This is a genomic window from Agrococcus sp. ARC_14 (genome assembly GCF_022436485.1).
Lineage (GTDB): Bacteria > Actinomycetota > Actinomycetes > Actinomycetales > Microbacteriaceae > Agrococcus.
Map to the genome: position 1 here is coordinate 149,763 of NZ_JAKUDO010000002.1, position 13,316 is coordinate 163,078.

Below are 13,316 nucleotides of genomic sequence, written 5' to 3' on the forward strand. Positions count from 1 at the left end.
GGAGACTCTATTCCCGGCGCTCTCAACCCGTCAGGTGCTCGTTCGGCGCACTGCAAGTGCGCGTCGTGCACGTCGCGATCCGCTCAGACGTTGGTCGCCGGGTCGACAGCCGGACCCTCGAGCGTGGCCGTCGCCGTATCGGCGGGGGAGCGCTGCGCCCTGCTGAGCAGCAGGAAGGGCACCGCCGCCGCCGAGAGGACGCCGCTCAGCAGCAGCGAGAAGCCGTAGCCGCCGAGGTCGGCGGAGCGGCCGAGCAGCGGCTGCGCGATGGCGCTGCCGCCCGAGCCCATGAGCGAGTCGAACGAGAGCACCGTCGCCCGCTGCTTCGAGGGGATCATGTCGTTGAGGTAGGCGCGGCGCACCGGGTCGTCGATCGAGGTCATGACGCCCCAGACGGCGACGAGCACGATCGCGACCCAGAAGTTGCGGATCAGGCCCAGGCCGAGCAGCACCGCGACCCCTGACACCGCAGCAAGCAGGATCGTCGAGGTGCGCTTGTGGAACCAGCGCCGCACCACCGGTGCGAGCAGCCCGCCCAGCATCGCCGAGCCCGACAGCAGCGCCGCCGCGAGCCCCGCGATCGAGTAGGCCTCCGGATCGCCCCAGAGCTCGAGCAGGTAGGGCTGCAGCGCGTAGAAGGCGTAGAAGCCGACGCCCGCGGTGAAGGGGCTCGACAGCATGAGCCAGCGCACCGGCGGGTTGCCGAGGCCGTGCGTGATCGAGGCGCGCAGCACCGTGCGGGTCGCCTTGATCGGGCCTTCGCTGCGGTCGGGCGTGAAGCCCAGGTCGCGCATCAGCAGCCCGGCGATGACCACCATCGCCACGAGCACACCCGCCCGCAGCAGGAACGGCACCCCCAGGTCGGTCAGCTGCGCCACCACGCCGCCCAGCACCGAGCCGACCAGCATCGCGGCGCCGCTGACGATCACCGAGCGGCCGAACACGCGCTCGAGCGAGCCCTTGTAGCCGGTCGCCTGCAGCGCATCCACGAGCCACGCATCGATGGCGCCGGTGAAGAAGGTGAAGCCCAGGCCGAGCAGCATCGAGGCCAGCGCCCACCCCCAGAAGGGCGCCTCCCACAGCCACATCAGCCAGTAGAGCCCGGTGGTGACGGCGAGCGTCGCCGAGCCCAGCAGATACGACCAGCGCCGCCCCATCGTGTCGGCGACGACGCCCGTGGGGATCTCGAACAGCAGCACGCCCACCGTGTAGAACGCGTTCGCCGAGAAGGCCTCGAGGTTCGTCAGCCCGGCGTCGAGCAGGAACAGCGTGTTGATGCCCCAGATGAACGAGGCGGCGAGGGTGTTGCCCAGCACGAGCACGTAGTAGGTGCCCTGCACGCGCCGCGGCGTCGGAAGCATGCTCACGGCCACCCCCTCAGCTCGTCCACCATCGAAGATCGCGTCGGCTCAGAAGAGCTGGCGCCAGTTGGTGCGAGCCAGGTCGAGCAGCTCGTCGCCGCGGCCTGACAGTACCGTGCGGATGGCATAGAGCGCGAAGCCCTTCGCCTGCTCGAACGCGATCGCCGGCGGGATCGTGAGCTCCTGCGGGTCGCAGACCACATCGACGAGCGTCGGCCCGTCGTGCGCGAACGCCTCGGTCAGGGCGGCGTCGACCCCCGCCGAGTCCTCCACCCTGATTCCCTTGATGCCCATCGCCTCCGCCACCGCGGCGAAGCTCGGGTTCTCGAGATCGGTCGCGAACGGCACGAAGCCCGCCGCCTTCATCTCGAGGTCGACGAAGTTCAGCGACGAGTTGTTGAACACCACGATCTTCGCCGGCAGCCGGTTCTGCGTCAGCGTGAGCAGATCGCCCAGCAGCATCGCCAGCCCGCCATCGCCCGAGAGCGTCACCGTCTGGCGCGCGCGGTCCTGCCCGAGCACGCCGATCGCCTGCGGCACCGCGTTCGCCATCGATCCGTGGCTGAACGAGCCCAGCATCCGACGCTTGCCGTTCATGGTGAGGTAGCGGGATGCGTAGACCACGGGCGAGCCGACGTCCGGGATGAAGACGGCGTCGTCCGCGGCCAGCGCATCGATGCGCCGGGCGAGGTACTGCGGGTGCACGGCCTGGCCCTTGCGCGCCGGGGCCGCCAGATCGTCGAGCTTCTCGCGCGTCTTCCCGTAGTGCTTCTGCGCGTCCTTCAGATGCCGATCCTGCTTCTGCTCCAGGTGCGGCATGAGCGCCACGAGCGTCTCTCGCACGCCGCCCTGCAGCGCGACATCGATGGGGTGCCGCCGCCCGATCTGGGAGCCGCGGATGTCGATCTGCACGAACCGCGCGTCGTCCGGGTAGAACTGCGGGTACGGGAAGTCGGTGCCCAGCAGCAGCACCGCGTCGGCATCGCTCATCGCCCGGTAGCCGCTCGCGAAGCCGAGCAGTCCCGTCATGCCGACGTCGTACGGGTTGTCGTACTCGAGGTGCTCCTTGCCGCGCATCGCATGCACGACGGGGGCGCCGAGCCGCTCGGCCGCAGCCAGCACCTCGGCGTGGGCTCCTGCGGTGCCCGCACCGCCGAGGATCGTCACCTTCTTCGCGCGGTTGAGCACGTCGGCCGCCTCGAGCAGCTGCACCGGCAGCGGCACGGTCGCCGACTGCGTGCGGCGGATGATCGTGTGCCGGTCGTCCTCGATGGTCGCCGAAGCGACGTCGCCCGGGATCACGAGCACGGCGACGCCGCGCTGCTCGATGGCGGCGCGCATGGCGATCTCGAGCAGCCGCGGCATCTGCGCCGCGTCGGCCACGTACTCGACATAGACCGAGCACTCGCGGAACAGCTCCTGCGGATGCGTCTCCTGGAAGTAGTTCGTGCCGATCTCGACAGTGGGGATGTGCGCGGCGATCGCGAGCACCGGCACGCGGCTGCGGTTGGCGTCGAAGAGCCCGTTGATGAGGTGCAGGTTGCCCGGCCCGCAGCTGCCGGCGCACACCGCCAGCTCGCCCGTCATCTCGGCCTCGGCGCCGGCGGCGAACGCGGCGGTCTCCTCGTGCCGCACGCCCACCCACTCCATCCGATCCTCGGTGCGGATCGCCTCGGTGAAGGCGTTGAGCGAGTCGCCCGGCAGCCCGTAGACGCGCTGCACGCCGTTGGCCACGAGCGTCTGGACGATGGTGTCTGCGACGGTTCCCATGTGGCCAACGATGGCACGCGGATGCGGTCGGGCGACAGGGCTCTGTAGGTCGAGGAGCGCCGCGCGCAGCGCGACGCGTCATTGCCTCCGCGGGTCGAGGAGCGCCGCGCGCAGCGCGACGCGTCACGAGACCGGCAGCGCTCCGCCTCTGCGCCGGATACCTCATCAGCCGCGCGCGCCCACGCGCGCGGGCGCGTCCGCGTGCGTGCCCGCACGTGCCCGCCCGCATGCACGTGCACGTTGTAGCAACCCAACCTCCGAGCGGCTCCTCAGGCGCATCGCTATCGTTGCCGATCGCCGCGCTCCCGGCCGCAACCGGTGTCGAGCGCGCGATACGGAACCAGCGACGAGACGAGACGAGCACGCCATGCCTGAAGACCGCACGCCCATGCCGCCGGGCCACCCCTCGGCACCCGACGCATCCCTCACCGACACGGGCGAGATGCGAAGGCTCGAGGTCAGCGACGTGCTGGTCGTGAAGACCGCCAAGATCAAGAAGGCCATCACCGGCACGGTCGTCGGCAACTTCATGGAGTGGTTCGACTTCGGCATCTACGGCTACCTCGCCGTGACCATGACCGCGGTCTTCACCGCCGGCATGGATGAGGGCATGGGCCTGCTGGTCGTGCTGCTCGGCTTCGCGGTGTCGTTCCTGGTGCGCCCCTTCGGCGGCCTCGTGCTCGGCCCGCTCGGCGACCGGATCGGCCGGCAGCGCGTGCTGTTCTTCACGATGGCGCTGATGGCCGGAGCCACGGCGCTCATCGGCCTGCTGCCGACAGCCGCGCAGATCGGCGCGTGGGCGATCGTGCCGCTGTACCTGCTGAAGATGGTGCAGGGCTTCTCGACCGGCGGCGAGTATGCCGGGGCATCGACCTACGTCACCGAGTTCGCGCCCGACCGCTCGCGCGGCTTCTGGGCGTCATGGCTCGACGTCGGCTCCTACGTCGGCTTCGCCGCCGGCGCATCGACGGTCGCGATCGTGACCTGGATCACCACGTCGATCTCGGGCGCGGACGCCATGGTGGAGTACGGCTGGCGCATCCCGTTCCTCGTCGCCATCCCGCTCGGCGTGGTGGCCATCTGGTTCCGCCTGCGCATCCCCGAGACGCCCGCCTACGAGCAGGCGCAGCTCGCCCAGGCGAACGACGAGCCGGACGCCGAGGATCCGCTCGCACGCCACGGCATCCTCGGCACGATCCGCCACCACTGGCGCGTCATGCTCATCGCGGCCGCGATCGTCGCCGCCACCAACACGGCGGGCTACGCGCTCACCAGCTACATGCCCACCTATCTCGAGCAGACGGTCGGCACGAGCAACCTCTTCGCGGCGATCGTGACCGTGCCGGTGCTCATCGGCATGTCGGCACTGCTGCCGCTGCTCGGGCGGCTCTCTGACCGTGTCGGCCGCAAGCCGATCTACGTCGCGGCGGTGATCGCGACGCTCGCGCTCATGGTGCCGGCGTTCTGGCTGATGCAGATCGGCGAGATCTGGACGGTCGTCGTCGCGCTGTGCCTCGTCGCGCTGCCCGTGGCGCTGTGGGTCGCGCCGTCGACGTCGGCGCTGCCTGCGCTGTTCCCGACAGCCACCCGCTTCGGAGCGATGGGCATCGCGTTCAACATCTCGGTGTCGCTCTTCGGCGGCACGACGCCGCTGTTCAGCCAGGCGCTCATCCAGCTGACGGGCAACACCTACATGCCCGCGTTCTACATCATGTTCTTCGCCGTGCTGGCGGGCGTCGCGCTGCTGTCGATGCGCGAGTCGGCCAAGCGCCCGCTCGTGGGCTCGGTGCCGACGGTCGAGACCCGGGCGGAGGCCGAGGAGCTGGTGGCCGGGCAGGACGACAACCCCCACCTCGACATCTCGTCGATGCCGCTCATCGAGCTGCACGACGGCCCGCTGGAGCCGGCCGGCCGCTGACCGCCTGCCTGGGCCGGCCCGGGTCCGCGAGTGGGGCAGCTGCGCGCGAGTGGGGCTGGCACGCCGGCCCCGGTCGGGCACAGCAGCCCCACTCGGCGTCTCCGCCGCGTGAGGCTAGTCGGCGGGGTCGGTGGCCGGTGGGGCATGGTCGGGCCGCGCGGCGTCGGCACCCGCCTCGGTGCCACGGCCGCGCAGCCGCTCCAGCCCATCCATCAGGTGGTAGATCACGAGCGTCGCGACCGTGCCGAGCACGATGCCGCCGAACGAGAGCTGCCCGGCCGAGAGCGTGAAGTCGGCGATCGCGACGATCAGGCCGACGCCGGCGGCGAACTGATTGCGCGGCTTCGAGAAGTCGACCTGGTTCTCGACCCAGATGCGCACGCCGATGATGCCGATGAGGCCGTAGAGCGCGGTCGTGACGCCGCCCAGCACGCCGGGAGGCGTCGCGAAGATGACCGCGCCGACCTTCGGCGACAGGCCCAGCAGGATGGCGGTGATCGCCGCCACCCAGTAGGCGGCCGTCGAGAAGACGCGGGTGGCGCTCATGACGCCGATGTTCTCGCCGTAGGTGGTGGTGGGGGAGCCGCCGAAGATGCCCGAGATCGTGGTGGCGAGGCCGTCGGCGAACAGCGCGCGCCCGGCGAGCGGATCGAGGTCGCGGCTCAAGAGCTGGCCGACGCCCTTGACGTGGCCGAGGTTCTCGGCGACGAGCGCCAGCACCACGGGCACGAACATGAGGATGGCAGGAAGCAGGGCAGGGTCGAAGGTGGGCGAGGTGAACTCGGGCAGGCCGAACCACGGCGCAGCCTCGATCGCCGCGAGCGCCTCCGGGTCGACGCGCTGGGTGGCGAGCGCGACGACGTAGCCGACCACGACGCCGACGAGGATCGAGAGCCGCCCGACCATGCCGCGGAACAGCACGGAGGTGAGGATCACGGCGAGCAGCGTGATGGTCGCCAGCAGCGGGTCGACGATGAAGTTGTCGCGCGCCGCCGGCGCCAGGTTGAACCCGATCAGGGCCACGATCGTGCCGGAGACGACCGGCGGCATGACCGCCCCGATCCAGCGCGTGCCCGAGAAGTGCACGATGACGCCGACGATCGCCAGCAGGACGCCGACCAGGATGATGCCGGAGAGCGCGAAGCCGGGCCCGCCGATCGTGGTCGCCGCTCCGATGGGTGCGAGGAACGCGAAGGAGGAGCCGAGGTAGCTCGGCAGCTGGTTCTTGGTGATCAGCAGGAAGAGGATCGTGCCGATGCCGGAGAACAGCAGCGTCGTCGACGGCGGGAAGCCCGTGATGATCGGCACCAGGAACGTGGCGCCGAACATCGCGACCACGTGCTGCATGCCGAGGCCGATCGTGCGGCCCCAGGCGAGGCGCTCCTCCGGGTAGACGATGTCGTTCGCGGACAGGTTGGTGTGATCGCGGTGGCGCCAGGTGAACATGATGCCCTTCGGTGAGGTGCCGGATGCACGGTGCTGCGTGCATGGGCCGGCGAGCAGGCGTCGACGGCGGGGGCCGTCCTCGCGATCGTAGCCCCGGCGCTACGGTCGTCGGGTGCTCTCGACGATCCTCGCCGCCTCCCCGTGGCTGGCCGGTGTGCTGCTCGTGGTCGTCGCTGCGGTCGGCCTGCTCGTCGGGTGGTGGCTCGCGGGCCGCACACGATCGGCATGGGCGCTCGCCGGCGTGGTCGGCCTCGGCGTGCTGTTACTCACGCTGCTGCCGAGCCCGCGCGAGCTCGTAGCGGGATGCGTCGCGGAGTGGGATGTGCGCCTGCTGGCCCCGGAGCCGCTCGCCAACGTCGTGCTGCTCGTGCCGTTCGCGCTGCTCGTCGGTGTCGCGGTCGGTCGCCCGTTGCTCGGCGCGCTCGCGGGGGCCGTCGCGGGCGCCGCACTCTCGGCTGCGATCGAGACGGTGCAGGCGCTTGTCCCGGCGATCGGTCGCTCGTGCTCGACCGGCGACTGGCTCGCCAACACGATCGGCGCCGGCATCGGCGGCCTGCTCGCCCTCGTGGCGCTGCTGCTGGCCCGCTCGGGCCACCGCGCCCGCGCGGGCGCGCCGCGCATCCGCTGACCTCGCCCCGGTAGGCGCGGCCCGCGCTCCACGCTCGGCCTGTGCCCTGGGGGCTCGTCAGTCCCGAGCCAGGTCGGCCCGCGCCGCCTCCAGCACGACCGGGTCGGCGCAGCCGGTGGCGAAGCCGGCGATGCGGTGGCGGATCTCGCGCCCCAGCAGCCACTGCCCGATCGGCTCGGCCACCGGCCGCAACCAGGTCGGTCGCACGGCGTAGGTGTACTTCCAGGTCGTGAGCGTGCCGTCGACGCCGTCTCGCTGCTCCGGCGCGAACCGCCAGCCGCCACCGAAGCTCGCGAGGAACCATGGCCCGCGCAGCATCGTCATCCCCACGGAGGTCGGCGGGCGGTAGGAGACGTACTCGCTCTCCATCGCGGGCCCCAGCCGGGTGCGAGTCCGGGTGCGGACGCCCTTCCCGGGCCGCTCCGCGCCGACCAGCCGCTGGCTGCGGATGAACGGATCCCACCGCATCCGCACCGCCCCGGTCGTCTGCGAGACGGCGAACGCCAGCGCCGGCTCGATGGGCACCCAGGCCCGCGCGACGACCTGCGGCATGCGCACAGCATGGCAGTCGCCGTCGCGTGTCACCGCCAGCCACTAGCGTGTGCCAGGTGACCGAGCAGATCAGCGTCCGCGGTGCGCGCGAGAACAACCTCCAGTCCGTCGACGTCGACATCCCCAAGCGGCAGCTGAGCGTCTTCACGGGCGTCTCGGGCTCCGGCAAGTCGAGCCTCGTGTTCGGCACCATCGCTGCCGAGTCGCGCCGCCTCATCGACGAGACCTATGAGGCCTTCGTGCAGGGCTTCATGCCGCCGGCGCCCCAGCCAGAGGCCGACAGCCTCGAGGGGCTGACGGCCGCCATCCTCGTCGGGCAGGACCAGATGGGCGCGAACTCGCGGTCGACGGTCGGCACGGCGACGGATGCGTACACGATGCTGCGGATCCTGTGGTCGCGCGTGGGCACGCCCCATCTCGAGTCCTCGGTGATGTTCTCCTTCAACGACCCACGCGGCATGTGCCTCGTGTGCGAGGGCCTCGGGCGCGTCTCGGCCATCGACGTCGACGCGATCGTCGACCGCCAGAAGAGCCTCAACGAGGGCGCGATCGACTTCCCCAACTACCAGGTGGGCACCTGGTACTGGAAGCTCTACGCCGAGTCGGGCCAGCTCGACGCCGACAAGAAGGTCGCCGACTACACCGAGGAAGAGCTGCAGCTCTTCCTCTACGCCGATGAGCGCAAGGTCAGCTTCGCGGGCTTCAACATGACCTACGAGGGCCTCATCCCCAAGCTCAAGAAGAGCGTCTTCGTCAAGGACCCCGACTCGATGAAGCCCACGATGCGTGCGCGCGTCGAGGCCGCGGCCACCTTCGGCGACTGCGCAGAGTGCGGCGGCTCGCGCCTCAACGCAGCAGCCCGCGAGGTCACGGTGCAGGGCATCACCATCGCCGAGGCGACCGCGATGCAGCTCACCGATCTCGCCCCGTTCATCGGCGCCATCCCGGCCGACGCGGGCGGCGCTGCGACCGCTCCGCTGCGCGCCAAGCTCGTCGACCTGCTCGAGACCTTCGACGCCATCGGCCTCGGCTATCTCTCGCTCGACCGCCCGGCGGGCAGCCTCTCGGGCGGCGAGGCGCAGCGCACCAAGATGGTGCGCCACATGGGCTCTGCGCTCACCGACGTCACCTACGTCTTCGACGAGCCCACCGCCGGCCTCCACGCGCACGACGTCGAGCGCATGAACGGCCTGCTGCAGCGGCTGCGCGACAAGGGCAACACCGTGCTCGTCGTCGAGCACAAGCCAGAGGTGATGGCGATCGCCGACCACGTCGTCGACATGGGCCCCGGCGCCGGCACGCACGGCGGCACGATCGTCTTCCAGGGAACCTTCGACGACCTCAAGGCATCCGGCACTCGCACGGGCGACCACCTCGAGCACCGGCAGACGATCAAGATGTCGGTGCGCGAGGCCACGGGCAGCATCGCGATCCGCGACGCGCGCTCGCACAACCTGACGGGCGTCGACGTGGATGTGCCGACGGGCGTGCTCGTGGCCGTCACGGGCGTCGCCGGGTCGGGCAAGTCGTCGCTCATCCACGGATCGCTGCCGCGCGACGGCGCCACGTTCGTCGATCAGACCGCGATCAAGGGCTCGCGCCGCTCCAACCCGGCCACCTACACGGGCATCCTCGAGCCCATTCGCAAGGCCTTCGCCACCACCAACAAGGTGAAGCCCGCGCTCTTCAGCGCCAACTCCGAGGGCGCATGCCCGGAGTGCAAGGGCCTCGGCGTCATCTACTCCGACCTCGCGTTCATGGCGGGCGTGACGACGCCGTGCGAGCTGTGCGGCGGCCGCAGGTTCACGGCAGAGGTGCTGGAGTACCGGCTGCGCGGCAAGTCGATCGGCGACGTGCTCGACATGTCGGTCGAGGAGGCCGCCGCGTTCTTCACCGAGAAGCAGGTCGCGCCGATGCTCGGCAGGCTCGTCGACGTCGGTCTCGGCTACATCCGCCTCGGTCAGACGCTCACGACGCTGTCGGGCGGCGAGCGCCAGCGGCTGAAGCTGGCGATCGAGATGGGCACGGCCGCCCAGGTGATCGTGCTCGACGAGCCGACCACGGGCCTTCACATGGCCGATGTCGACAACCTCATCGGGCTGCTCGAGCGCATCGTCGACGCGGGCCGCACGGTGATCGTCATCGAGCACAACCTCGACGTCGTCTCGCGCGCTGACTGGATCATCGACCTCGGCCCCGGCGCGGGAGCGCAGGGCGGCAGGGTCGTCTTCGAAGGCACTCCTGCTGCGCTGGCCGCCGAGCCTGGCGCATCGCTCACGGGGCGTCACCTGGCGCATCGGCTCACGGATGCGGGTTCTTCGGCCGCATCGACCTAAAATGAGCGCATGCCCAAGTTCACCGCCATCCGCGCAGAGTCGACCTTCGTCGACCTGCAGGGCGTGAACATCCACGTCTACACGTGGAAGCCGGGCAAGCCGAAGGGCGTGGTGCTGATCGCCCACGGACTCGGTGAGCACGCGCTGCGGTACGAGCACGTCGCGCAGCGCCTCGTCGCAGCCGGCTACGCCGTCTGGGCGATCGATCAGCGCGGGCACGGCGCCACCGGCATCGAGCAGCACAGCGGCGACCTCACGAAGCTGGGGCGGCTGGGCGCCGGCGGCATGCGCGCGGTCGTCGGCGACCTCTCCACGACGCTGCGACGCATCCGCGGTGAGCACCCCGGGCTGCCGGTCGCGATCCTCGGCCACTCGTGGGGCTCGCTCTCGACCCAGATCCTGCTCAACAGCAAGGCAGAGCTCGTCGACGCGGCGGTGCTCACCGGCAGCGCCTACCGCATGCCCGGCTGGATGAACGGCGGCGACCTCAACGCCCGCCACACCCATCTGGGCGAGACCGGCTACGAGTGGCTCTCGCGCGACCAGGCGGTCATCGACGGGTTCGTCGAGGACCCGCTGACCTTCGCCGCCAAGCCGCTGCAGCTGTTCGGCCCGCTCGAGGGGGCGCGCCTCTACGGCGTGCCTGCACGACGCATCCAGCCCGACATCCCGCTGCTCATCGCCGGTGGCTCCGACGACTCACTGGGCGGCACGAAGTCGCTGCAGCGGCTTGGGCTCGCCTACCGCGACCGCGCGGGGCTGAGCGACGTCACCGTCACCGTCTACCCGGGCGCACGACACGAGATCCTCAACGAGATCAACAAGGGCAAGGTGCTCGACGACCTCGTCGACTGGCTCGATGCGCGCCTGGCGCCCCCGAAGGGCAAGCGGGCCTGAGCGCGACTCGCAGTCATAGGCTGGGGGCATGCACGGCGAGTACAAGGTTCCCGGCGGCAAGCTCGTGGTGGTCGACCTCGAAGAGCGGGACGGCCGCATCGATGCGTTCCGCCTGGCAGGCGACTTCTTCCTCGAACCCGATGAGGCGCTCGGCGCGATCGACGCGGCGGTGAACGGCCTCAGCGTCACCGCGACCGCCGTCGAGATCGGGGAGGCGATCAAGGCCGACCTGCCACAGGACGCGGTGCTGCTCGGCTTCACCCCCGAGTCGGTGGGCGTCGCGATCCGCCGCGCGCTGCAGCACGCGAGCTCGTTCGCCGACTACGAGTGGACGATCATCGACGACGAGCCGCGGCTGCCGATCGTGCATGTCGCGCTCGACGAGGTGCTCACCGAGGAGGTCGGCGCCGGTCGCCGCGGCCCCACGCTGCGCTTCTGGAACCTCGCGGGACCAGCGGTCTACCTCGGCTCGTTCCAGTCCTACAAGAACGAGGTCGAGCCCGCTGCCGCCGAGCGCCACGGGATCCCGATCCTGCGCCGCATCACCGGCGGCGGCGCCATGTTCTCGGAGCCCGACAACGCCATCACCTACTCGCTCTACGTGCCCGGCGACCTGGTCTCGGGCATGAGCTTCCAGGATTCCTACGCGTTCCTGGATGCCTGGGTCATCGAGGCGCTCAAGGGTCTCGGCATCGATGCGTTCTACGCGCCGCTCAACGACATCACCTCCGCCAAGGGCAAGATCGGCGGCGCCGCGCAGAAGCGGCTCGCCTCCGGCGCCGTGCTGCATCACGCGACCATGTCGTACGACATCGACGCCGACAGGATGACCGAGGTGCTGCGCATCGGCAAGGAGAAGCTGAGCGACAAGGGCACCACGAGCGCAAAGAAGCGCGTCGACCCTCTGAAGTCGCAGACCGGCATGCAGAAGGCCGAGGTGCAGGAGGCGCTCAAGGGCACCTTCCGAAAGCTGTTCGGCGGCACCGATGGCGCACTCACGCCCGCCGAGCTCACCGAGGCCGAGGAGCGCATCCGCACCAAGTTCGGCACCCAGGAGTGGCTGCACCGCGTGCCGTGATCGGCCAGGCGAACTCACGGCGGCGCGACACGTTCGCGCCCTAAGATCAACGGCAAATGGACTTCTCGCTCGTATTCACGCCCGATCTCATCGCCGTCTTCCTCACGCTGTTCGTGCTCGAGATCGTCCTCGGCGTCGACAACGTCATCTTCATCTCGATCCTCGCCGCGAAGCTCCCCAAGGAGCAGCAGGCGAAGGCCCGCAACCTCGGCCTCACGCTCGCGATGGTCATGCGCCTGCTGCTGGTGCTGCTCGCAGGCTGGATCATCACGCTCAACGACGATCTCTTCACCCTGTTCGGGATGGGCTTCTCGGGCCGAGAGCTGATCCTCATCGCAGGCGGTGGCTTCCTGCTCTACAAGGCCGTGCACGAGATCCACCTGAAGCTCGAGGGTGAGGAGGAGCACGGCTCCTCGGCGGTCAAGGCGACCTTCGGCGCCGTGCTGACGCAGATCCTGCTGATGGATCTCGTCTTCTCGCTCGACTCGGTCATCACCGCGGTCGGCATGACGAGCAACATGATCGTGATCATCACGGCGGTCGTGCTCTCGTTCGGCATCCTGCTGTTCTCGGCGAAGTACATCTTCGAGTTCGTCAACCGCCACCCGACGGTGAAGATGCTTGCGCTGTCGTTCCTGCTGCTGATCGGCGTCTTCCTGATCGCCGACGGCTTCGGCATCCACATCGACAAGGCCCTGATCTACGGCCCGATGGCCTTCGCGGTGCTGGTCGAGGCGCTCAACCTCTGGGCTGCGGCGCGCAAGCGCAAGCGCAAGGGTGACCAGGTCGAGCCCGTCAAGCTGCACGACACGATGAGCGAGGAGCCTGCGGTCGGCGCTGCCGTCTCCGGCCAGGGCTCGGCCGCGATGGACGACGCGGCTCCGCAGAGCGCACCCCCGAGCGACCGAGCGTGAGCCTTGTCCCCATCCGCCCGACCGGGTTGGATGGGGACATGAGCGAGCAGGCAGGCCAGACCCACGTCGTCGTCGGTGACGACTCCGACCGCGGCCGCTACGAGGCGCACATCGGCGATCACCTCGCCGGCGTGCTCTCCTACGTCGACGACGCTGACGGCAACCGGGTGCTGCAGCACACGGTCGTCGGCGACGAGTACGGCGGGCACGGCGTCGGCAGCGCGCTGGCCGTCTTCGCGCTGCAGGACGCGGCGGATGCGGAGCGCAAGATCGTGCCGCAGTGCACATTCGTGCAGGGTTGGCTCGAGCGGCATCCGGAGCACCAGCCGCTCGTCGCGCACGCCTACGAGGGCTGACCGACCGCTCGGCGCGCCCTCGCCGAGCCCGCAGTCGCAGAGCGGCGCTCAGGCCGCGGA

Annotated in this window: 11 protein-coding genes; 7 read left to right on the forward strand and 4 right to left on the reverse strand. The window is 70.1% G+C overall.

The window, feature by feature from the left end; all coding sequences use genetic code 11:
- Positions 1-83: 83 nt before the first annotated feature.
- Complete coding sequence (locus MKD51_RS13960) at positions 84-1,361, reverse strand: MFS transporter (protein WP_240241334.1); 1,278 nt, start codon at positions 1,359-1,361, stop codon at positions 84-86.
- 48 nt (positions 1,362-1,409) lie between these two features.
- On the reverse strand, positions 1,410-3,131 hold the full coding sequence (gene poxB, locus MKD51_RS13965) for a ubiquinone-dependent pyruvate dehydrogenase (RefSeq protein ID WP_240241099.1): 1,722 nt from the start codon (positions 3,129-3,131) through the stop codon (positions 1,410-1,412).
- 367 nt (positions 3,132-3,498) lie between these two features.
- Here poxB and MKD51_RS13970 point away from each other — a divergent pair, with 367 nt between their 5' ends.
- Positions 3,499-5,049: an MFS transporter gene (locus MKD51_RS13970; protein ID WP_240241100.1), complete on the forward strand. Its 1,551-nt coding sequence runs from the start codon at positions 3,499-3,501 to the stop codon at positions 5,047-5,049.
- Between the two features lie 114 nt (positions 5,050-5,163).
- On the opposite strand, the gene MKD51_RS13975 is transcribed toward MKD51_RS13970, so the two are convergent.
- A complete protein-coding gene (locus MKD51_RS13975) occupies positions 5,164-6,495 on the reverse strand; it encodes a solute carrier family 23 protein (RefSeq protein ID WP_240241101.1) in 1,332 nt (443 codons plus the stop codon).
- A 112-nt stretch (positions 6,496-6,607) separates the two neighbouring features.
- Here MKD51_RS13975 and MKD51_RS16390 point away from each other — a divergent pair, with 112 nt between their 5' ends.
- Positions 6,608-7,123 carry a VanZ family protein gene (locus MKD51_RS16390; RefSeq protein WP_240241102.1) on the forward strand — a complete coding sequence of 172 codons (516 nt, stop codon included), beginning with the start codon at positions 6,608-6,610 and terminating at the stop codon, positions 7,121-7,123.
- 57 nt (positions 7,124-7,180) lie between these two features.
- Here the strand turns inward: MKD51_RS16390 and MKD51_RS13985 are convergent, their stop codons facing one another.
- Positions 7,181-7,675, reverse strand: coding sequence for an SRPBCC family protein (locus MKD51_RS13985; protein WP_240241103.1), 495 nt, complete (start codon positions 7,673-7,675; stop codon positions 7,181-7,183).
- A 56-nt stretch (positions 7,676-7,731) separates the two neighbouring features.
- Between MKD51_RS13985 and MKD51_RS13990 the strand changes: the two genes are divergently transcribed.
- The 5 genes from MKD51_RS13990 to MKD51_RS14010 are packed head-to-tail and all read left to right on the forward strand — an operon-like array spanning position 7,732 to position 13,256.
- Positions 7,732-10,011: an ATP-binding cassette domain-containing protein gene (locus tag MKD51_RS13990; protein ID WP_240241104.1), complete on the forward strand. Its 2,280-nt coding sequence runs from the start codon at positions 7,732-7,734 to the stop codon at positions 10,009-10,011.
- A gap of 9 nt (positions 10,012-10,020) precedes the next feature.
- The gene (locus tag MKD51_RS13995; RefSeq protein WP_240241105.1) at positions 10,021-10,908 is read left to right on the forward strand and encodes an alpha/beta hydrolase; all 888 of its coding nucleotides are present in this window, start codon (positions 10,021-10,023) and stop codon (positions 10,906-10,908) included.
- 28 nt (positions 10,909-10,936) lie between these two features.
- Positions 10,937-11,986: a biotin/lipoate A/B protein ligase family protein gene (locus MKD51_RS14000; RefSeq protein ID WP_240241106.1), complete on the forward strand. Its 1,050-nt coding sequence runs from the start codon at positions 10,937-10,939 to the stop codon at positions 11,984-11,986.
- A gap of 56 nt (positions 11,987-12,042) precedes the next feature.
- The gene (locus MKD51_RS14005; RefSeq protein ID WP_240241107.1) at positions 12,043-12,900 is read left to right on the forward strand and encodes a TerC family protein; all 858 of its coding nucleotides are present in this window, start codon (positions 12,043-12,045) and stop codon (positions 12,898-12,900) included.
- Between the two features lie 38 nt (positions 12,901-12,938).
- Positions 12,939-13,256: a GNAT family N-acetyltransferase gene (locus MKD51_RS14010; RefSeq protein ID WP_240241108.1), complete on the forward strand. Its 318-nt coding sequence runs from the start codon at positions 12,939-12,941 to the stop codon at positions 13,254-13,256.
- The last annotated feature ends 60 nt before the right edge of the window (positions 13,257-13,316 follow it).